We start from the raw sequence: 19,912 nt of genomic DNA on the forward strand, positions 1-19,912 counted from the left end.
CGTAGAACTCCGGCGCCTCGCCGGAGCCGCTCCTGACCCCTGCGATCCCCTGATCCTCGGCCCTCGCAGCCCCTAGGTGGCGGGAACGGGGTAGCGGGGTGGCGACCGCTCCGGGATGCTGCCACCGGGTGAGGCGACTCGACGGGGGGCGGCATGACCGACGGTACGGACCGCACGATGGTGAGCGTGGTGGTGCCCACGTACAACTGCGGCGCGAACCTCGATCCGCTCGTCGCGTCGCTGCCGAAGCAGGGGCTGCCGCCCGGTTCGTACGAGGTGATCTTCGCCGACGACGGGTCGACCGACGGCACCCCGCAGCGCCTGGACGAGCTGGCCGCCGCCGACCCGCACGTACGGGTCCTGCACCTGGAGCACTCGGGCTGGCCGTCGCACCCACGCAACCGAGGGCTGGAGCAGGCGCGCGGCGAGTACGTCTTCTTCGCCGACGACGACGACTGGTTCGGCGACGAGGCGCTGGCCCGCCTGCACGCCTGCGCCCGGGAACACGACGCGGACATCGTCATCGGGCGGATGATCGGGCACCGGCGGGGCGTACCGCGGGAGCTGTTCCGGGAGAACCGGTTCGGCGTCACGCTGGCGAACGCGCCGCTGGCCGACAGCATGACCTGCCACAAGCTGTTCCGGCGGTCCTTCCTGGACCGCCACGGGCTGCGGTTCCCGGAGGGCCACCCGCGCCGCCTGGAGGACCACCGGCTGATGGCGGCGGCCTACCTGCTGGCCGGGCGCGTCTGCGTGCTGGCCGATCACCCCTGCTACCACCACATCCGCCGGGCGGACGCGGGCAACGTCACCGCCACCCGGATGGACCCGGCCGAGTACTACGCGGCGCTGCGGGAGGCGCTGGACATCGTGGACGCGAACCGGTCGCCCGCCGCGACCCGCCTCCGCCTGCAGCGGCGCTGGCTGCGCAAGGAGATGCTGAGCCGGCTGCGCGGGCAGACCCTGCTGAGCGCGCCGGAGCAGTGGGCCGACCAGGTGGCCGGCGAGGTGGGCCGGCTCGTCGAGGAGCGCTTCACGCCGGAGGCGGTCGCCGGGTTGCCGCCGATGTTCCAGGTGATCGCGCACCTCGCCGCGCGGGGCCGGGTGGCGGACCTGCGCCGGCTGGCGGAGTGGGAGGTGAGCGTCCGGGCCCACGCCTCGGTCGGCGGATGGCGGGTCCAGGGGCGGACGCTGACCATCACCGTCGACGCCCACCTGCGCGCCGGTGACGAGCCGCTGCGCTTCGACGAACAGGGGCTACCGGTGCTCCCGGTGGCCGACGCGGCACCGGCCGGGGTCGTGATGCGGGCCGGCGGGGCGCGGACCGACGTCGTCGTCCGCCGCCGGGAGACCCGGGAGGAGTTCTTCCTGCCGGTGGCCGCCACCACCGAACATGTCGACACCGGCGAGGTGCGCCACCGCAGCACCGCCACCGTCGACTTCGCGGAACTCAACGGTGGCCGGACCCGGGGCACCTGGGAGGTTCGGGCCCGGGTGATCCAGGCCGGCTGGGCGCCGGACGTCCGCCTGCCGCTCGTGGTGCGCTGCGCAGCCGACGGCGGCCCGCCCCGGGTGGAGGACTCGCGCCGGCTCCCGTCCCGGATCCGTCGCGCGGTCCGTCGGATCCGGGACCGCGCGCTCGGCCGGTCGGCGCGCTCCGGCAGCCGTTCGCACGATCGACCGGCGGCGGCACACCGGTAAGGATTCGGTGACCCCGGTTCGTCCTCGGCTCGGTCGCCGGACACGCGATCACCGGGAGGCGGGTGGCGCTCTCGACCGATCGCCGGTGGGCTGCGAAACTGTGTGCCGGCCGGCGAGTTGGGGGTTCGATGAGCAACGGGTGGCTGCTGCCCGAGGACGTTCTGCGGGATGCGCCGTCGTACGCGCCCAGACCCGCTGAGCTGGCCGATCTCCAGTTGTTGCTGAGTGGGGCGTACGCACCGCTCACCGGTTTCATGAGCCGGGCCGACCTGGCCTCGCTGAACCGGCGCGGCCGACTGGCCGACGGCACGCCGTGGCCGGTGCCGGTGACGCTCCAGGTGCCGGCGGCGCTGGCCGACGGGCTGGACCCGGCCGACCCGGCCCGCCGGGCGGTGGTGCTCACCGACGGTGAGGGCGCACCGGTGGCGGCGATGGACGTGACCGACGTCTGGCCGGGCCGCGAGGGCATGGTGGGTGTCGGTGGCGCGGTGCGCCGCCTGGGCGACGGCGGCCACGGGCCGTTCCAGCGGCTCCGGCGCGGCCCCGACGAGGTACGCGGACTGCTGCCGCCGGGCCGGGTGCTCGGCGTGTTCGCCGACCGTCCGCTGCACCGGCCGCAGCTGGCGCAGATCGCGCATGCGGCCCGTACGCTCGGCGCGCACCTGCTGGTGATGATCCCGATTGGCGAGGAGTCGATCGCCGGACTGCCGGCCGAGGCGCTGGTGCGCAGCGTGTTCGCCGCGCGCGACCGGATGCCCCCGGCGACGCTGGTGGCGGTGCCGCTGGCCCGGCGGCGCGACGAGATCAGCGACGCGCTGCTGCGGGCCCGGGTCGCCGCCGCCTACGGGGTGACCCACCTGCTGTCCACCGAGGGCATGCTCTCCGGCGCCGGCCTGCGCGTGCTGGTGCCCCGCGAGCTGGCCTACGACAACCGGGACGGGCAGTGGCGCTGGCGTGAGGACATCCCGCCGCGCAACCGGCGGCTGGCGCTGAGCACGCGGGAGATCGACGACCTGCTGGACCGGGGGTTCCCGCTGCCCGAGTGGCACACGCCGCCGGCGGTGGCGAAGGAACTGTCCCGGGCACGCCCGCCGCGGCGGCACCGGGGCCTGGTGATCTTCCTGACCGGCCTGTCCGGCTCGGGCAAGTCGACCATCGCCCGCGGGCTGGCCGACGTGCTCCGCGAGCAGGGCGACCGCACCATCACGCTGCTCGACGGCGACGTGGTGCGGCGGGAACTCTCCGCCGGGCTGGGGTTCAGCAAGGCCGACCGGGATCTCAACGTACGCCGGATCGGCTGGGTGGCGGCGGAGATCGCCCGGCACCGGGGCGTCGGCATCTGCTGCCCGATCGCGCCGTACGCGGCGGCTCGCGCCACCGCCCGGGAGATGGCCGAGACGGCCGGGGCGGGGTTCCTGCTGGTCCACGTGGCGACGCCGCTGGCGGTCTGCGAGCAGCGCGACCGCAAGGGCCTGTACGCCCGCGCCCGGGCCGGCCTGATCACCGGGATGACCGGCATCGACGACCCGTACGAGGAGCCCACCGACGCCGACCTGGTGGTGGACACCTCGGATCTCAGCGTCGAGGAGGCCATCGGGAAGGTGATGGAGCACCTTACCGAGACCGGCTGGGTGGAGCCCCGCCTCCAGCCCGCCTGACCTCCGGCCGCCGGACGTGTCCGGCCCTGCGCGCACCTCGACCGCCGTCGTCCGGCCTTCCGGACGGCGGCGGTTTCGCATCGCCGTCGCTGCGCGGTAGTGTTCGTCTTTGTTGGAACACGTTCGACCGCGTGGAGTGTCCGCGCGGTCGGTGAGGCGCGGAGGTGAGCCGGGGATGCTGGCGCGGCAGCGGCAGACGGCCATCCTGGAACGACTGCGCCGCGCCGGTGGCGTCCGGGTCACCGAGCTGGCGGCCGAGTTCGGCGTCTCCGACATGACCATCCGGCGCGACCTGGACACGCTGCACGAGGCGGGCCTGCTCGCCAAGGTGCACGGCGGCGCGACACCGGCCGGTCCCGGCTCGACCGACGAGCCCGGCTTCCACGCCAAATCCGTCCGCCAGTCCGCCGAGAAGGCCGCGATCGCCGAGCACGCCGCGGGACTGGTCCGGCCCGGCGCCGCCATCGCGCTCTCCGCCGGCACCACCACCGCCGAGCTGGCCCGGCGGCTGGTCGACGTGCCCGGCCTCACTGTGGTCACCAACTCGCTGCCGGTGGCGGAGGCCCTGCACGTCGGCGGCCGGCCGGACCAGACCGTGGTGCTCACCGGCGGCGTCCGCACACCGTCGGACGCGCTCGTCGGTCCGCTCGCCGTGGCCGCGATCGCCGCGCTGCACCTGGACCTGCTCTTCCTGGGCGTGCACGGGATCAGCGAACGGGCCGGTTTCACCACACCCAATCTGATGGAGGCGGACACGAACCGGGCGCTCGTGGCCGCGGCGGACCGGCTCGTGGTGCTCGCCGACCACACCAAGTGGGGCACCGTCGGCATCTCGTCGATCGTGCCGCTGGAGGCGGCGGACGTGCTGGTCACCGACGACCGGTTGGCACCCGAGGCCCGACGGGTACTCGACGACAGGGTGGGTGAGCTGGTGACGGTGCCCACGACGAGGGGGGCGGAGTGAAGCGTACGCAGATCGCGCTGGCCGACGGCCGCGAGCTGATCTACTTCGACGAGCGGGACGACGCGGTCCGCGACCAGCCGGACCGGCGGGATCTGCCCCCTCCCCCGCCCGCCTCGCAGCTGCGGTACGACCCGCTGACCGACGAGTGGGTGGCGGTGGCGGTGCACCGGCAGACCCGCACGTTCCTGCCCCCGGCCGACCAGTGCCCGCTGTGCCCGTCGCGGGGTGAGCGGCACAGCGAGATCCCCGCGTCCGACTACGACGTGGTGGTGTTCGAGAACCGGTTCCCGTCGCTGAGCCAGCGGGTGGCCGACGAGCCGGCCGAGATCACGCCGTTCACCCCGGTACGCCCCGGGCGCGGCAGGTGCGAGGTGGTCTGCTTCACCGACGACCACAACGCCTCGTTCGCCCGGCTCTCCCCACGCAGGGTCCGGACGGTGCTCGACGCGCTCGCCGACCGCACCACGGCGCTGAGCGCGCTACCCGGCGTGGAGCAGGTCTTCCCGTTCGAGAACCGGGGCGTGGAGATCGGGGTGACGCTGCACCACCCGCACGGGCAGATCTACGCGTACCCGTTCGTCACGCCGCGCACCCGCACCATGCTTGCCGCCGCCCGGCGGTACGCCGACCGTACCGGGGGCAACCTCTACGCCGACGTGCTGGCCACCGAACGCGCCTCCGGGGAGCGGGTGGTGACGAGCAACGAGCACTGGACCGCGTACGTCCCGGCGGCCGCGCGCTGGCCGTTCGAGGTGCACGTGGCGCCGCACCGGCCGGTGCCGGACATCCCGGCACTGAACGACGCCGAGCGGGACGCCTTCGGGCCGCTCTACCTGGACCTGCTGCGCCGCTTCGACGGGCTGTTCGGCCTGCCGATGCCGTACATCGCGGCCTGGCACCAGGCGCCGGTACGGATCGACAGGGAACTGGGCCACCTGCACCTTCAGCTGTTCAGCATCCGGCGGGCCAAGGACAAGCTGAAGTACCTGGCCGGGTCGGAGTCCGGCATGGGCGTGTTCATCAACGACATCGCCCCCGAGCGAGCCGCCGAGCTGCTACGCGCCGCCTGAGCCGGCCGCCGCGGCCTGAGCGGGGCGGGCCGCCTGAGCGGGAGCGCACGCCGCACAACAGGGCGCGGGGGGCCCGGGACAGGGCCCCCCGCAAGGGAAGGGACGGCTGGACGAGACTGGCATCGCGTCCACCCGGTACAACGAGCCCGGCCCGGAGCCGGTGACGCACCGGGCCCGGACACGACGGAACCCGCCGGCGCGTGCCGACGGGCTCCGTGGTGATCGACGGGAGTGATCAGGCGGCGAGCTTGCGCGCCAGGTTCTCGTCGAGCGCGTTCATGAACTCGTCGGTGGTCAGCCACTGGGCGTCCCGCGAGATGAGCAGCGCGAGGTCCTTGGTCATCTGGCCGCCCTCGACGGTGTCCACGATGACCTTCTCCAGCGTGTTCGCGAACTCGGTGACCGCCGGGGTGCCGTCCAGCTTGCCCCGGTGGGCCAGGCCCCGGGTCCAGGCGTAGATCGAGGCGATCGGGTTGGTCGAGGTCTTCTCGCCCTTCTGGTACTGCCGGTAGTGCCGGGTGACGGTGCCGTGCGCCGCCTCGGCCTCGACGGTGCGGCCGTCCGGGGAGAGCAGCACCGAGGTCATCAGGCCGAGCGAGCCGAAGCCCTGCGCGACGGTGTCGGACTGCACGTCACCGTCGTAGTTCTTGCAGGCCCAGACGTATCCGCCCTCCCACTTGAGCGCGGCGGCGACCATGTCGTCGATCAGCCGGTGCTCGTAGGTGAGGCCGGCGGCGTCGAACTCGGCCTTGAACTCGTTCTCGAACACCTCGGCGAAGATGTCCTTGAACCGGCCGTCGTACGCCTTGAGGATGGTGTTCTTGGTGGACATGTAGACCGGGTAGTTGCGGTCCAGGCCGTACCGGAACGAGGCGCGGGCGAAGTCCCGGATCGACTCGTCGTAGTTGTACATGCCCATGGCGATGCCGCCGCCGGGGAAGTTGGCGACCTCCATCTCCATCGGGGTGCCGCCGTCGGCCGGGGTGTAGGTGATGGTCACCGTGCCCGGGCCGGGGACGACGAAGTCGGTGGCCTTGTACTGGTCGCCGTGCGCGTGCCGGCCGATGATGATCGGCTTGGTCCAGCCCGGGACGAGCCGCGGCACGTTCGACATGATGATCGGCTCGCGGAAGACCACGCCGCCGAGGATGTTGCGGATGGTGCCGTTCGGCGACCGCCACATCTTCTTCAGGCCGAACTCCTCCACCCGGGCCTCGTCCGGGGTGATGGTGGCGCACTTGACGCCGACGCCGTGCTCCTTGATGGCGTTGGCGGCGTCGACGGTGACCTGGTCGTCGGTGGCGTCACGGTGCTGGATCGACAGGTCGTAGTAGTGCAGGTCGACGTCGAGGTAGGGCAGGATCAGCTGCTCCCGGATCTGCTTCCAGATGATCCGGGTCATCTCGTCGCCGTCGATCTCCACGACCGGGTTGTTTACCTTGATCTTCGCCATCGGCCGGCGCTCCTCTCGGGGGACACGTGCTCAAGCAGTACGAGCGTACTGGAAACTGACCGGCAGTCCCCAGGCGGCCCGGGTGGACCGCCGGAAAGCGGGCTGCGCCGCGCCTCGGCCCGCTGGCATCATCGTCCGATGCCGCGCAGCCGCACCATCGGGTCTATCACGGTCACCGCGCTCTCCGACGGCGAGGGGCCCTTCTTCCAGCCCCGCGGCGAGGCGTTTCCCGGTGCCACCCAGGCGCACTGGGCGGCGGCCGACCGGCTCGATCCGGGCGCCGTCACCGACGACGGCAGGTGGTGGCTACGGTTCCGCGCTTTCGCGGTGCGGTCCGGCGACGGACCGGTCACGCTTGTCGACGCCGGCATCGGCCCGGCCGACTCGCTCGCCGCGAGCTGGGCGCCGGTGCCGGGCCGGCTGCCGGCCGAGCTGGCCGCCGCCGGGGTCGATCCGGCCGACGTCCGCACCGTGGTCCTCACCCACCTGCACACCGACCACGTGGGCTGGGCCGGCGCGCTGTTCCCGAACGCGGACCACCTGATCCAGCGCGCCGAGGTGGAGGCGCTGGAGCTGTTCCACCCGGAACTGCCGGCCCGGCTGCTGACGCCGTTGCGCGCCGCCGGCCGGCTGCGGGTGGTCGACGGCGAGACGCCCCTCACCCCGGGGGTACGGCTGCTGCACACGCCCGGCCACACGCCGGGTCACCAGTCGGTGCTGGTCGAGGCGGACGACGAGCGCCTCCTGATCACCGGCGACCTGCTGGTGCACACGATCCAGTTGGTCGAACCGGAGCTGGCGTACGCCCACGAGGAGGACCCGGAAACGGCCCGACGCTCCCGCACGAGCCTCCTGACGACCCTCTCCCCCGCCACCCTGGCCACCCCCCACCTGACCGCCCCCTTCACCCCTCACCCCTCACCCCGTCGATCATGAGGTTGACCGCCTGGTCGATCTCCATTTCCGCCGTCAACTTCATGATCGACGGGGAGAACGGGGAGGACCGCGGACGGGACGGCAGAAGGCCCGCCGGCGCGTGCCGGCGGGCCTTCGATGCAGTGGTCGGGCGTCACATGCTGGCGACGTCGCCCTGCTTGGCGCGGACGGCCTCGGCGGCCTCCTTCAGCGCGGCCAGCTCGTCGGCGTCCAGGTCGGTCTCGACGACCCGCTTCACGCCCTCGGCGCCGATCTCGGCCTCGACGCCCAGGTAGACGCCGGAGATGCCGTACTCGCCGTCGACCCAGGCGCAGACCGGCATGACGGCGCCGGAGTCCTCGGCCACGGCCTTCGCCATCCGGGCCGCGGCGGCGGACGGGGCGTAGTACGCCGAACCGGTCTTGAGCAGCGCGACGACCTCGGCGCCACCGTTGCGGGTCTTGACGACCAGCTCCTCGATCTGCTCGGCCGGCATGACGTCACGCAGCGGCTTGCCGTTCACGGTGCTCTTCGACGGCACCGGGACCATGGTGTCGCCGTGCGAGCCGAGCGTCAGGGTCCGTACCGACTTCACCGGTACGCTCAGCGCCTCGGCGACGAAGTTGGTGAAGCGGGCGGTGTCCAGCATGCCGGCCTGGCCGAGCACCCGGTTCTTCGGGAACTGGGTGGCGAGCTGGGCCAGCGCGGTCATCTCGTCGAGCGGGTTGGACACCACGATGACGACGGCGTTCGGGGCGTACTTGGCGACGTTCTCGGCGACCTGCCGGACGATCTTGGCGTTGGTCTCCAGCAGGTCCATCCGGCTCATGCCCGGCTTGCGCGGCAGGCCGGCGGTGATGACGACGACGTCCGAGCCCTCGATGGCCTCGTAGCCCTCGCCGTTCGGGCCGGTGGTGACGCCGACGACCTTGGTCTCGAAGCCCTCGACCGCGCGGGACTGGTTGAGGTCGAGCGCGAGACCCGCCGGCTTGCCCTCCACGATGTCGGTGATCACAACGGTGTCGAAGACGTCGTACTCGGCCAGGCGCTGTGCGGTGGTCGAGCCGTAGAAGCCGGCGCCGACGACAGTGACCTTCTTACCCATGGTCGTCCCACTCCCTGATACCAGTCGGTTTTCCGGACCGTATCAGCCATCCTGGCACCGATCAGGTCAGGGGCGGACGGTTATGACCTGGGTGGGTGTCAGGCGGTCCGCTCGGCCCGTTCGACCACGTTCGTCAGCAGCATCGCCCGGGTCATCGGACCGACGCCCCCGGGCATCGGCACCAGCTTGCCGGCGACCTCGGCCACCTCCGGGTCCACGTCGCCGGTGTAGCGGCCCTTGCCGTCCTCGCCGATGACCCGCGTGATCCCGACGTCCACCACCGTCGCGCCCGGGTTGATCATGTCGGCGGTGAGCAGCCCGGGCACGCCGGCGGCGACGATGACGACGTCGGCGGCGCGGGTGTGCGCGGCCAGGTCGAGCGTGCCGGTGTGGCAGAGCGTCACGGTGGCGTTCTCGCTGCGCCGGGTCAGCAGCAGGCCCAGCGGGCGGCCGACCGTGTTGCCCCGGCCGACCACTGCCACGTTCGCGCCGCGCAGCGGCACGTCGTGCCGGCGCAGCAGTTCCACGATGCCGCGCGGGGTGCAGGGCAGCGGCGCGTCGTACCCGAGGACGAGCCGGCCCAGGTTGACCGGGTGCAGCCCGTCGGCGTCCTTGTCCGGGTCGATCGACTCCAGCGCGCGCTGCGTGTCGAGGTGACCGGGGAGCGGGAGCTGGACGATGTAGCCGTGGCAGGCCGGGTCGGCGTTCAGCTCGGCGAGCGCCGCGTCGAGCTGCTCCTGGGTGGCGTCGGCCGGCAGCGCGACACGCAGCGAGGCGATGCCCACCTCGGCGCAGTCGCGGTGCTTGCCGTTGACGTACGCCTGGGAGCCGGGGTCCTCCCCGACCAGCACGGTGCCGAGGCCGGGGGTGATGCCGCGTTCCGCGAGCGCCTTGACCCGGGCTCGTAGCTCGTCCTTGATCTCCGCCGCGGTGGCCTTGCCGTCCAGGATCGTCGCCGTCACGCCGTGATCGTCTCACGCCCGCGGGCGAGCCCGGACGACGACGGCGGACGATCACGCTCCGCAACGTGCCCTAACTCACGGAGAGTGACCAATCACTGCGACACAGCGGCCCGGACACACCCGGACGGGCAGGGACCGGACAGGCGGACCGGACGTCGCAGACGCGCTCGACCGGGCCTCGAACGGACCATCAAGGGTGAATAAAAGGCCAGCTAGAAGCGGGGTTTAGCACGCACGGACAGCAGCGACAAGGCTCGCCGAACACGATCCGTCATCAGTTGACCACGCACTAGTTGTCGGCGGGCCGGATCGCGACCTACCGTTACCACTCGTTGCGCAGAGTCACCCAGCGTCGGGACGACCGCGCAGCGTGAGGAGATGAGGAGACCCCCAATGCGTGTTCGTAGGCTCGCGGCCTGGGCCGCGCTCCCGCTCGCGGTGACGCTGGGCCTGACGGCCTGCGGCTCGGGCGGTGGCGGCGGCGGTGCCGGCGACTCCGACGCGGCCGTGCGGATCGAGATCGCCGAGCCGCAGCACCTCGTGCCGACAAACACCAACGAGACGAGCGGCTCCCAGGTCCTGTCGGCCCTGTTCAGCCCGCTCGTCGACTACGACGAGGCGAACAAGCCGCACGAGGTGGCAGCCGAGAAGGTGACGACGTCCGACAACAAGGTCTGGACGATCAAGCTGAAGCCCGGCTACACGTTCCACAACGGCGAGAAGGTCACCGCCGACAACTACATCGACGCCTGGAACTACGGCGCGTACGCGCCGAACGGCCAGAACTCCAGCTACTTCTTCGAGAAGGTGGCCGGCTACGACGACCTCCAGGGCGAGAGCCCGAAGGCGACGACGATGAGCGGGCTGAAGAAGGTCGACGACCTGACCTTCACCGTGACGCTCAGCCAGCCGTACGTGGACTTCAAGTCCATGCTCGGCTACACCGCCTTCTACCCGCTGCCCAAGGCGGCCTTCTCCGCGCCGGGCGTGCTCGCCGAGGGCTACGAGCAGGCACCGATCGGCCAGGGCCCGTTCAAGATGAAGGGCAGCTGGCAGCACGACGCCAAGGTCGAGGTGGAGCGCTACGACGCGTTCCCGGGTCAGCAGCCCAAGGTCGGCGGCGTCGAGTTCCGCATCTACCAGCAGCCGACCGCGGCGTACGCGGACGTGCTGTCGGACAACCTCGACGTGATCAAGACGATCCCGACCGAGAACCTGTCGACCGCCGCGACCGACCTGGGCGACCGCTTCCAGCAGAGCCCGGCGTCGTCGCTGCAGGTGCTGGCCTTCCCGACGTTCCAGGAGGAGTTCAGCAAGCCCGAGGTGCGCAAGGCGATCTCGATGGCGATCGACCGGGACGAGATCACCAAGTCGATCTTCAAGGACTCGCAGCAGCCGGCCCGCTCGTTCGTCTCGCCGGTGGTCGCCGGTTACCGGGAGAACACCATCGGCACGGCGGGCGCGTTCGACCCGGTCAAGGCCAAGGCCATGTACGAGGCCGCGGGAGGCCCGAAGAAGATCGAGCTGTCCTACAACGGCGACGGCGGCCACAAGGACTGGATCGACGCCACCTGCAACCAGCTCAAGGCCAACCTGGGCGTGGAGTGCGTCGGCACCGCCGAGCCGAAGTTCGCGGACCTGCTGACCAAGCTCAAGCAGAAGCAGCCGGTCGGCCTGTTCCGGATGGGCTGGGTCATGGACTACCCGTCCATGGAGAACTACCTCGGCCCGCTGTACAGCACCACCGGCTCGTCGAACTACTACGGCTACAGCAACCCGGAGTTCGACAAGCTGCTCGCCGAGGGCGCCCGCGCGGCGACCGAGGACGAGGCGATCAAGAAGTACCAGGCGGCGGAGGACCTGCTCGCGCAGGACATGCCGGTGATCCCGCTGCGGTACGGGCAGAACAACTTCGGCCACTCGACCAAGGTCAAGAACGTCCACGTGGACCTCTTCGACCGGGTGGACCTGCTGAAGATCGAACGCGCCTGACACCCCGCTGACGGGCCGGGCCACCCCCACCGGGTGGCCCGGCCCTCGCATTGGCACGCATTTCGCCCAGTTTCGGCAAACTTGCCAGCATGCTCCGCTTCATCCTGCGGCGACTGCTCCAGATGGTCCTCGCCTTCTTCGGGACCACGCTGATCGTCTACGCGCTGATGTTCGCCGGGCAGGGCGACCCGATCCAGGCCCTCGCCGGGGAGCGGCCGGTGACCGCCGCGCAGCGGGCCTACCTGACCGAGAAGTACCACCTGGACGCGACGGGTGTCGGCGGCTTCTTCTACCGCTACTTCGACTACCTGGGCGGCCTGGTCCAGGGTGACCTCGGGCAGTCGCTGACCGGACGGCAGATCAGCGACATCCTCGCCGCCGCCTGGCCGGTCACCGTGAAGCTCGCCGTGATCGCGATGGCCGTGACGGTGATCTTCGGGGTCACCGCCGGCGTGATCGCGGCGATCCGCCGCTCCGGCGTGTTCGACCACGCCACGCTCGTGCTCACGCTGCTGGTGCTCGGCATCCCCACCATCGTGCTGGCCCCGCTGGCGCAGTACTTCCTCGGCGTACGCTGGCCGGTCTTCCCGCCCACCGCCGGAGCGCAACCCTCCTTCTACGCGCTGCTGCTCCCCGGCCTCGTGCTCGGCTCGTTGTCGCTGGCCACCGCGCTGCGGCTGACCCGTACCTCGGTGACCGAGAACCTGCGCGCCGACTACGTCCGCACCGCCCGCTCCAAGGGCCTGCGGCGGCGCCGCATCGTCGGCGTGCACGTGCTGCGCAACTCGCTCATCCCGGTGGTCACCTTCCTCGGCGTCGAGCTGGGCAACCTGATGGGCGGCGCGATCATCACCGAGGGCGTGTTCAACGTCCCGGGCGTCGGCTTCAACCTGTTCCGCGGCATCCGCACCGAGGACGGCCCCCTGGTGGTCGGCATCGTGAGCGTGCTCGTCGTGGTCTACCTGCTGTCCAACCTGGTGGTGGACGTGCTCTACGCCGTACTCGACCCGAGGATCCGCTATGAGTGACTTCGAGACGGTGGCGGCGACGGAGAACCAGGCCGCGCGGCGCGGCGTCTCCGGCGAACCGGGCACGCCCGGCCGGGCCGGACGGCCGGACCGGGCCCGCAGCCTGGCCGGTGACGCATGGCGGGACCTGCGCCGCAACCCGGTCTTCTGGATCAGCCTGCTCCTGGTGGTGCTGGTCGCCGCGATGGCAGTGGCGCCGGGGCTGTTCGCCGCCAACGACCCGCGCGACTGCGTGCTGTCGCGGCAGCACGCCGGGCCGTCCGGCGGAGCGATCTTCGGGTACGACTTCCAGGGCTGCGACACGTTCGCCCGGGCGGTCTACGGCGCCCGCGCCTCGCTGCTCGTGGGCGCGTTCTCCGCGCTGATCACCGGCGTGATCGCCCTCGTCGTCGGCATGCTCGCCGGCTACTTCGGCGGGTGGGTCGACGCGGTGCTGTCCCGGGTGATCGACATCGTGCTCGGCATCCCGCTGCTGCTCGCCGCGATCGTGCTGCTCAAGCGGGTGAGCACGAGCGGCGAGACGGTACGCCTGTTCGCGGTGATCCTCGTCCTGGCGCTGCTCGGGTGGACCACCGCGGCCCGGGTGGTCCGTTCCTCGGTGATCACCGCCCGGGAGCAGGACTACGTGGCCGCGGCCCGGATGCTCGGGGCCGGAAACGGCCGGATCATGTGGCGGCACATCCTGCCGAACGCGCTCGCCCCGGCCATCGTGGTGCTCACCATCGCGCTCGGGTCGTTCATCGCGGCCGAGGCGACGCTGAGCTTCCTCGGCATCGGCCTGAAGGCGCCGACCATCTCCTGGGGCATCGACATCGACGCCGGCCGGGTGCACATGCGGGAGTCGGCGACGCCGCTGATCGTGCCGTCGACGTTCCTCGCCCTGACCGTGCTCGCCTTCATCATGCTCGGCGACGCGATCCGCGACGCCTTCGACCCGAAGCTCCGGTGACAACCCATGACCCAGTCGTCGGTCCGGCCCACGCCGGCCTCACCCACGCCGCCCGGCGGGCACCTGCTGGAGGTACGGGACCTGCACGTCGAGTTCCGTACCCGCGAGGGCGTGGCGCGCGTGATCAACGGGGTGACGTACCACCTGGACGCCGGTGAGACGCTCGCGGTGCTGGGCGAGTCCGGCTCCGGCAAGTCCGTCACCGCCCAGGCGATCATGGGCATCCTGGACACCCCGCCCGCGTACGTGCGCGCCGGGCAGATCCTCTACCAGGGGCGGGACCTGCTCACCCGCCCGGAGGAGGAACGCCGGCAGATCCGTGGCGCCGAGATCGCGATGATCTTCCAGGACGCGTTGTCGGCGTTGAACCCGGTCTTCCCGGTCGGCTGGCAGATCGGCGAGTCGCTGCGCGAGCGGGCCGGGATGTCGCGGGCCGACGCGCGCAGGCGCACCGTCGAGCTGATGGACCTGGTGCGGATCCCGGCCGCGGCGAAGCGGCTCGGCGACTACCCGCACCAGTTCTCCGGCGGCATGCGGCAACGCGTCATGATCGCGATGGCGCTGGCGCTCGACCCGAAGGTGCTGATCGCCGACGAACCCACCACGGCGCTGGACGTGACCGTGCAGGCGCAGATCATGGACCTCCTGGCCGACCTGCGCCGGGATCTCGGCATGGCGCTCGTCCTCATCACCCACGACCTGGGCGTGGTCGCCGGTGTGGCGGACCGGATCGCGGTCATGTACGCGGGCCGGATCGTCGAGCACGCCGACGTGCACGCGCTGTACCGGGCGCCGGCCCACCCGTACACGAAGGGGTTGCTGGAGTCGATCCCGCGCCTGGACGTGCGCGGCCAGGCGTTGTCCAGCATCCGCGGCCTGCCGCCGAACCTGATGGCGATCCCGTCCGGCTGCCCGTTCCACCCCCGGTGCCCGTACGTCCAGCCGGTCTGCGTGGACGAGGTGCCGCACGACCTGGTGCTCGCCGACGGGCGGACCAGCGCGTGCCACTTCGCCCAGGAGGTGCACGATGACCGCGACGGCTGAACCCGCCAAGGTGCGCGGCGAGACGATCCTCGCCGTCGACCAGCTGGTCAAGCACTTCCCGATCAGCCAGGGCGTGCTGTTCAAGAAGACCATCGGCCAGGTCAAGGCCGTCGACGGCGTCTCGTTCGAACTGCGGCGCGGTGAGACGCTCGGTGTGGTCGGCGAGTCCGGCTGCGGCAAGTCCACGCTGGCGCGGCTGCTCATGCGCCTGGAGACGCCCACCGCCGGGCGGGTCACGCTGGAGGGGCGCGACCTGCTCCGGGCCACCGGTGCCGACCTGCGGCGGCTGCGGCGGAACATGCAGATGGTGATGCAGGACCCGTACACCTCGCTGAACCCGCGCATGACGGTCGGCGACATCATCGGCGAGCCGTTCGAGATCCACCCGGAGGCGGCACCGAAGCGCAGCCGGCGGCAGCGGGTGCAGGAACTGCTGGACGTGGTCGGGCTCAACCCGGAGCACGTCAACCGCTACCCGCACCAGTTCTCCGGCGGTCAGCGGCAGCGCATCGGCATCGCCCGGGCGCTCGCGCTGCGGCCCGAGATCATCGTCTGCGACGAGCCGGTGTCCGCCCTGGACGTGTCCATCCAGGCCCAGGTGATCAACCTGCTCGAACAGCTCCAGGACGAGCTGGGGCTGTCGTACATCTTCATCGCCCACGACCTGTCGGTGGTGCGGCACATCTCCGACCGGGTCGCGGTGATGTACCTGGGCCGGATCGTGGAGATCGGCACCGAGGAGCAGATCTACCAGCGCGCGACCCACCCGTACACCCAGGCGCTGCTGTCGGCGGTGCCGGTGCCCGACCCGGAGGCGCGCGACCGGCGGACCATCATCCGGCTCACCGGCGACGTGCCCAGCCCGGCCGAGCCGCCGTCCGGCTGCCACTTCCGGACCCGCTGCTGGAAGGCCGAGGAGGTCTGCGCGACCCAGGACCCGCAGGCGGTACCCCGCGCGGCGGACCCGCACCCCAGCGCCTGCCACTTCGCCGAGGTGCGCACCGAGGCGTGAGCGTGACGAAGGCCCCGTCCCCCGGAGGAAGAGGGGGCGGGGCCTCCGATGCGGGCACGCGTGCGGACGGCGGACCCGGGACGAACCCGAGGCGGCCCGGCGGCGTGAGGCGCGCCGCCGTACCGGTGGACGGCAGCTCGCGGCGGAGACCGCCGGGTCGACGCGGCGGTGTCCGGTGCGGCGCGAGCGCGCGTGCCGGTGCGGGCTGCGGGTTCGGTGCGGCTCAGGCGGCCGGCGGGGCGCGCGCGGCGAGCGGGCCGCGCGGCGGCAGCGGCACGACCGGCGGCCGGGGCGCTGGTACGACGGGCCCCGGCACGGCCGGGCCGGCCACGCGCGGGAGCGCGGCCGGGGCCAGGTCGTCCGGCCCGTCGGCGTAGCCGAGGCCGCCGCCGTGGTCGTGCCACGGCCCGGCGGCAAGCTCCGACCAGGAGATTCCGGGGTACGCGGTACGCAGCGCGGCCGGGCTCGTCCCGCTCGCTGAGGCGGCGGTCGGCGCGGCGGCGGCCGGTACGACGACGGCGGGTGCGGCTGCCGCTCCGAGTCCGGCCAGGACGAACGCCAGCGTGACGACGACGGCGGTCAACCGGTCGCGAACGCGCATGGCACACCTGCCGGGCTCACAGACAGCGGAGACGCTCGATCGTCGCCGCGCACACGCTAGCAACCGCCTCCCGCGGCGGGCAACGGCCCGGCGTCCGGGTGCGCCGGTCGTGTGGACGACTGACGCACCCGGACGGTCGCGGGCCGGACTCGTCAGTGGAAGAAGTGCCGGGTGCCGGTGAGGTACATGGTCACGCCGGCCGCCTTGCAGGCCGCGATGGTCTCCTCGTCCCGGATCGAGCCGCCCGGCTGCACGATCGCCCGTACCCCGGCGTCGATGAGGATCTGCGGGCCGTCGGCGAACGGGAAGAACGCGTCCGAGGCGCAGACCGAGCCGCGGGCCCGCTCGTCACCGGCCCGGCTGACCGCCAGCCGCGCCGAGTCCACCCGGTTCACCTGCCCCATGCCGACACCGACTGTGGCGCCGTCGCGGGCCAGCAGGATCGCGTTGCTCTTGACCGCGCGGACCGCCCGCCAGGCGAACGCCAGGTCGCGCAGAGTCGCCTCGTCGGCCGGGTCGCCGGTCGCGAGCGTCCAGCCGGACGGGTCGTCGCCCGGCGCGTCGACGGCGTCCCGCGTCTGCACCAGCACGCCGCCGCTGACCTGCCGCCACTCGGCGGGCCGGGTGGCGAACGCGGGCGCCCGCAGCAGGCGGAGGTTCTTCTTGGCCCGCAGCAGCTCCAGCGCGTCCTCGTCGAAGCCGGGCGCCACCAGCACCTCGGTGAAGATCTCCGCGACCTGGCCGGCCATCGCCGCGTCGACCGGCCGGTTCACCGCGATCACGCCGCCGAACGCGGAGACCGGGTCGCAGGCGTGCGCCTTGCGGTGCGCCTCGGCCACGTCCGCGCCGACGGCGATGCCGCACGGGTTGGCGTGCTTGATGATCGCCACCGCCGGCTGGTCCGGGAAGTCGTTCGCGGCCCGCCAGGCGGCGTCCGCGTCGACGTAGTTGTTGTAGGACATCTCCTTGCCGTGCAGCTGCTCGGCCTGGGCCAGCCCGGCCGGCGCGCCCGGATCGGTGTAGAGCGCCGCCGCCTGGTGCGGGTTCTCGCCGTACCGCAGCACCGCCTGGCGGCGCAGCGCCAGCCCGGCGAACTCCGGCCAGCCGTCCTCGGCCGGCGACACGGTGCTGGCGAACCAGTCGGCCACCGCGACGTCGTAGTCGGCGATGTCGGCGAACGCGCGGGCCGCCAGCGCGCGGCGCCGGGCCAGCGTGAAGCCGCCCTCGGCGAGCGCCGCCACCACCGCCGGGTACGCCGCCGGGTCGGTCACCACCGCCACCGAGGCGTGGTTCTTCGCCGCGGCCCGCACCATCGCCGGACCGCCGATGTCGATCTGCTCGACGCACTCGTCGGTGTCGGCGCCGGAGGCGACGGTGGCCTGGAACGGGTACAGGTTGGAGACCAGCAGGTCGATGCCGGCGATGCCGTGCTCGTCGAGCTGGGCGGCGTGCGCGTCCTTGCGCAGGTCGGCGAGGAGGCCGCCGTGGATCTTCGGGTGCAGGGTCTTGACCCGCCCGTCGAGGATCTCCGGGAAGCCGGTGACCTGCTCGACCGGCGTCACCGGCACCCCGGCGCCGGAGATCGTCGACGCGGTGCTCCCGGTCGACACGATCTCCACGCCGGCCTCGTGCAGGGCGCGGGCCAGCTCGGCCAGGCCGGTCTTGTCGTAGACGCTGACCAGCGCGCGCCGGATCGGGCGGCGGCCGGCGTCCTCAGTGGCGTTCACGGGATGGTGACCTTTCTGCCGGTGATCGTCCAACCTTCACGGACCAGGCGGCCGACCTGCTCGACGAGCTGGCGCCGCTCGGCGGACTTGATGCGCTCGGTGAGCGTGTCCTCGTCGTCGTCGTCGTGCACCGGCACGGCGACCTGGGCCACGATCGGGCCGGTGTCCATGCCCGCGTCGACGAAGAACAGGGTGGCCCCGGTGACCTTCACGCCGTACGCCAGCGCGTCGCGGGGGCCGTGGATGCCGGGGAACGCCGGCAGCAGCGTGTTGTGCGTGTTGAGGTAGCGGTCGCCGAACGCGGCCAGGAACTCCGGGCCGACCAGCTTGAGGAAGCCGGCGCTGATGACCAGGTCGGGCCGGTGCTCGGCGACCCGCGCGGTGAGCGCCTTGTCCCAGTCGGCGCGGGTGGGGTGGTCCTTGACCCGCTCGACGAAGGACGGCACGCTCGCGGCGGCCGCCCGGTCCAAGCCGGCGATCCCGTCCCGGTCGGCGCCGACCGCGACCACCCGGGCGCCGTACCCGGGGTCGGCGGTGGCGTCCAGCAGCGCCTGGAGGTTGCTGCCGGAGCCGGAGACGAGGACGACGAGGCGGGCGACGGACGCGGGCTCGGTCACCGGGCAACCCTATCGGGCAGGTCAGGCGGCCCGGCCGCGGGGCGGCGGCTCATCGGTTGACCTCCCGGGTGGCGTGATCGCGGTACGCTGCCGGTCGCCCGGTGTCCGGCCTCGCGCCCGGCCCGCACCCCCACGAAGAATCCGGCACGCCGCGTGCCGTCGGACCGAGGAGTACCTCCATGCAGCCCGGATACCCCCCGCAGCAGCCGCAGCAGATCGACAACAACATGACGATGTCCATCGTCGCGATCTTCCTGTTCTGGCCGCTCGCGATCCCGGCCATCATCAACGCGTCGAAGGTCAACCCGCTGATCCAGCAGGGTGACTACGCCGGCGCCCAGGCCGCCGCGGCCGAGTCCAAGAAGTGGTCCAAGTGGGCCCTCATCGTCGGCCTGGTCTGGATCGGCCTCATCGTGGTGTGTTGCCTCTTCGGCGGCCTGGCTGGTCTCGTCGGCGGCAGCAGCACAAACTGACGGACAACCCGAACCGATCTGAGGAGCACCCAGACATGCAGCCCGGTTACCCCGGACAGGACCCGTACGGCCAGCAGCCGAACCAGGACCCGACCGCGCAGCCGCACGACCCGTACGCCCAGCCGCCGCAGGCCCCGCAGTACGGCCAGCCGCCGCAGTACGGGCAGCAGCCGCAGTACGGCCAGCAGCCCACCTCGGGTCAGCCGTACGGCCAGCCCACCTCGGGTCAGCCCGCCTACGGCCAGGACCCGTACGCGCAGCAGCAGCCGTACGGCGCCGCGCCGCAGTACCCGGGTGCCGGCTACCCGGCCGGGGCGGGCCAGGCCCCGAACAACACGCTGGGCCTCGTGTCCATGATCCTCGGTATCGCCTCGATCCCGATGGTCTGCTGCTTCTACCTCGGCATCCCGCTGGGTATCGCGGCGGCGGTCACCGGCTACCTGGGCCGTCAGAAGGCCGCGCAGGGGCTCGCCAACAACGACGGTCAGGCCAAGACCGGTCTGATCTGCGGCGCGATCGGCGCCGGCCTGGGCATCATCCTGATCATCCTGGGCATCGTCGCAAACGTCAGCCTGCCCGCCCAGCCCTGATCGTCCGTCGTCCAGGGGCGTCCACCTTCCGGTGGGCGCCCCTGACGCGTC

General features: G+C 72.3%; 18 protein-coding genes. 12 read left to right on the forward strand and 6 right to left on the reverse strand.

All coding sequences use genetic code 11. The features are described 5' to 3' along the window. The first annotated feature begins 153 nt into the window (after positions 1–153). The 4 genes from SM452_RS01865 (at position 154) to galT (ending at position 5,393) form a co-directional block, all read left to right on the forward strand. Positions 154–1,701 (forward strand): glycosyltransferase family 2 protein, encoded by a 1,548-nt coding sequence (locus SM452_RS01865; RefSeq protein ID WP_463839203.1) that lies wholly within the window; start codon positions 154–156, stop codon positions 1,699–1,701. A gap of 128 nt (positions 1,702–1,829) precedes the next feature. Next, positions 1,830–3,359, forward strand: coding sequence for an adenylyl-sulfate kinase (gene cysC / locus SM452_RS01870; RefSeq protein WP_194801334.1), 1,530 nt, complete (start codon positions 1,830–1,832; stop codon positions 3,357–3,359). A gap of 175 nt (positions 3,360–3,534) precedes the next feature. Further along, positions 3,535–4,323: a DeoR/GlpR family DNA-binding transcription regulator gene (locus tag SM452_RS01875; protein WP_262015845.1), complete on the forward strand. Its 789-nt coding sequence runs from the start codon at positions 3,535–3,537 to the stop codon at positions 4,321–4,323. Then, complete coding sequence (galT, locus tag SM452_RS01880) at positions 4,320–5,393, forward strand: galactose-1-phosphate uridylyltransferase (protein WP_463839204.1); 1,074 nt, start codon at positions 4,320–4,322, stop codon at positions 5,391–5,393. Before SM452_RS01875 ends, galT begins: the two co-directional genes overlap by 4 nt. A 235-nt stretch (positions 5,394–5,628) precedes the next feature. Here the strand turns inward: galT and SM452_RS01885 are convergent, their stop codons facing one another. Next, complete coding sequence (locus SM452_RS01885) at positions 5,629–6,846, reverse strand: NADP-dependent isocitrate dehydrogenase (RefSeq protein ID WP_463839205.1); 1,218 nt, start codon at positions 6,844–6,846, stop codon at positions 5,629–5,631. A gap of 138 nt (positions 6,847–6,984) precedes the next feature. Between SM452_RS01885 and SM452_RS01890 the strand changes: the two genes are divergently transcribed. Next, on the forward strand, positions 6,985–7,782 hold the full coding sequence (locus SM452_RS01890; protein ID WP_463839206.1) for an MBL fold metallo-hydrolase: 798 nt from the start codon (positions 6,985–6,987) through the stop codon (positions 7,780–7,782). 133 nt (positions 7,783–7,915) lie between these two features. On the opposite strand, the gene mdh is transcribed toward SM452_RS01890, so the two are convergent. Next, the gene (mdh, locus tag SM452_RS01895) at positions 7,916–8,866 is read right to left on the reverse strand and encodes a malate dehydrogenase (protein ID WP_013288499.1); all 951 of its coding nucleotides are present in this window, start codon (positions 8,864–8,866) and stop codon (positions 7,916–7,918) included. Positions 8,867–8,964: 98 nt separating this feature from the next. Beyond that, a complete protein-coding gene (locus tag SM452_RS01900) occupies positions 8,965–9,828 on the reverse strand; it encodes a bifunctional methylenetetrahydrofolate dehydrogenase/methenyltetrahydrofolate cyclohydrolase (protein WP_047894341.1) in 864 nt (287 codons plus the stop codon). Positions 9,829–10,221: 393 nt separating this feature from the next. Between SM452_RS01900 and SM452_RS01905 the strand changes: the two genes are divergently transcribed. The 5 genes from SM452_RS01905 to SM452_RS01925 all read left to right on the forward strand — a co-directional run bounded on the left by SM452_RS01905 (position 10,222) and on the right by SM452_RS01925 (position 15,853). Then, on the forward strand, positions 10,222–11,820 hold the full coding sequence (locus SM452_RS01905) for a peptide ABC transporter substrate-binding protein (protein ID WP_262015842.1): 1,599 nt from the start codon (positions 10,222–10,224) through the stop codon (positions 11,818–11,820). 89 nt (positions 11,821–11,909) lie between these two features. Beyond that, the gene (locus tag SM452_RS01910) at positions 11,910–12,848 is read left to right on the forward strand and encodes an ABC transporter permease (RefSeq protein ID WP_355506312.1); all 939 of its coding nucleotides are present in this window, start codon (positions 11,910–11,912) and stop codon (positions 12,846–12,848) included. Next, positions 12,841–13,797, forward strand: coding sequence for an ABC transporter permease (locus SM452_RS01915; protein ID WP_030269431.1), 957 nt, complete (start codon positions 12,841–12,843; stop codon positions 13,795–13,797). The genes SM452_RS01910 and SM452_RS01915 overlap by 8 nt, the downstream gene beginning before the upstream one ends. Positions 13,798–13,803: 6 nt before the next feature. Further along, the gene (locus tag SM452_RS01920) at positions 13,804–14,841 is read left to right on the forward strand and encodes an ABC transporter ATP-binding protein (protein WP_262015840.1); all 1,038 of its coding nucleotides are present in this window, start codon (positions 13,804–13,806) and stop codon (positions 14,839–14,841) included. Continuing rightward, positions 14,825–15,853 carry an ABC transporter ATP-binding protein gene (locus SM452_RS01925; protein WP_120573182.1) on the forward strand — a complete coding sequence of 343 codons (1,029 nt, stop codon included), beginning with the start codon at positions 14,825–14,827 and terminating at the stop codon, positions 15,851–15,853. The genes SM452_RS01920 and SM452_RS01925 overlap by 17 nt, the downstream gene beginning before the upstream one ends. Positions 15,854–16,076: 223 nt before the next feature. Here the strand turns inward: SM452_RS01925 and SM452_RS01930 are convergent, their stop codons facing one another. The 3 genes from SM452_RS01930 to purN form a co-directional block, all read right to left on the reverse strand. Further along, on the reverse strand, positions 16,077–16,454 hold the full coding sequence (locus SM452_RS01930) for a hypothetical protein (RefSeq protein WP_262015839.1): 378 nt from the start codon (positions 16,452–16,454) through the stop codon (positions 16,077–16,079). A gap of 152 nt (positions 16,455–16,606) precedes the next feature. Beyond that, positions 16,607–18,181: a bifunctional phosphoribosylaminoimidazolecarboxamide formyltransferase/IMP cyclohydrolase gene (gene purH, locus SM452_RS01935; protein WP_357209173.1), complete on the reverse strand. Its 1,575-nt coding sequence runs from the start codon at positions 18,179–18,181 to the stop codon at positions 16,607–16,609. After that, positions 18,178–18,798, reverse strand: coding sequence for a phosphoribosylglycinamide formyltransferase (gene purN, locus SM452_RS01940; RefSeq protein ID WP_262015837.1), 621 nt, complete (start codon positions 18,796–18,798; stop codon positions 18,178–18,180). Before purN ends, purH begins: the two co-directional genes overlap by 4 nt. Before the next feature lie 179 nt (positions 18,799–18,977). Between purN and SM452_RS01945 the strand changes: the two genes are divergently transcribed. Continuing rightward, positions 18,978–19,271: a CD225/dispanin family protein gene (locus SM452_RS01945; RefSeq protein WP_194801347.1), complete on the forward strand. Its 294-nt coding sequence runs from the start codon at positions 18,978–18,980 to the stop codon at positions 19,269–19,271. Between the two features lie 35 nt (positions 19,272–19,306). Beyond that, complete coding sequence (locus tag SM452_RS01950; RefSeq protein WP_262015836.1) at positions 19,307–19,861, forward strand: DUF4190 domain-containing protein; 555 nt, start codon at positions 19,307–19,309, stop codon at positions 19,859–19,861. Positions 19,862–19,912: the final 51 nt, after the last annotated feature.

This window comes from Micromonospora sp. SYSU B005 (assembly GCF_055362685.1).

Bases quoted from the DNA above. Each gene is read 5' to 3' on its own strand.
- SM452_RS01865 (WP_463839203.1), top strand. From the start codon at position 154: ATGACCGACGGTACGGACCGCACGATGGTGAGCGTGGTGGTGCCCACG.
- cysC (WP_194801334.1), top strand. From the start codon at position 1,830: ATGAGCAACGGGTGGCTGCTGCCCGAGGACGTTCTGCGGGATGCGCCG.
- SM452_RS01875 (WP_262015845.1), top strand. From the start codon at position 3,535: ATGCTGGCGCGGCAGCGGCAGACGGCCATCCTGGAACGACTGCGCCGC.
- SM452_RS01885 (WP_463839205.1), bottom strand. From the start codon at position 6,846: ATGGCGAAGATCAAGGTAAACAACCCGGTCGTGGAGATCGACGGCGAC.
- SM452_RS01890 (WP_463839206.1), top strand. From the start codon at position 6,985: ATGCCGCGCAGCCGCACCATCGGGTCTATCACGGTCACCGCGCTCTCC.
- mdh (WP_013288499.1), bottom strand. From the start codon at position 8,866: ATGGGTAAGAAGGTCACTGTCGTCGGCGCCGGCTTCTACGGCTCGACC.
- SM452_RS01905 (WP_262015842.1), top strand. From the start codon at position 10,222: ATGCGTGTTCGTAGGCTCGCGGCCTGGGCCGCGCTCCCGCTCGCGGTG.
- SM452_RS01910 (WP_355506312.1), top strand. From the start codon at position 11,910: ATGCTCCGCTTCATCCTGCGGCGACTGCTCCAGATGGTCCTCGCCTTC.
- SM452_RS01915 (WP_030269431.1), top strand. From the start codon at position 12,841: ATGAGTGACTTCGAGACGGTGGCGGCGACGGAGAACCAGGCCGCGCGG.
- SM452_RS01920 (WP_262015840.1), top strand. From the start codon at position 13,804: ATGACCCAGTCGTCGGTCCGGCCCACGCCGGCCTCACCCACGCCGCCC.
- SM452_RS01925 (WP_120573182.1), top strand. From the start codon at position 14,825: ATGACCGCGACGGCTGAACCCGCCAAGGTGCGCGGCGAGACGATCCTC.
- SM452_RS01930 (WP_262015839.1), bottom strand. From the start codon at position 16,454: ATGCGCGTTCGCGACCGGTTGACCGCCGTCGTCGTCACGCTGGCGTTC.
- SM452_RS01945 (WP_194801347.1), top strand. From the start codon at position 18,978: ATGCAGCCCGGATACCCCCCGCAGCAGCCGCAGCAGATCGACAACAAC.
- SM452_RS01950 (WP_262015836.1), top strand. From the start codon at position 19,307: ATGCAGCCCGGTTACCCCGGACAGGACCCGTACGGCCAGCAGCCGAAC.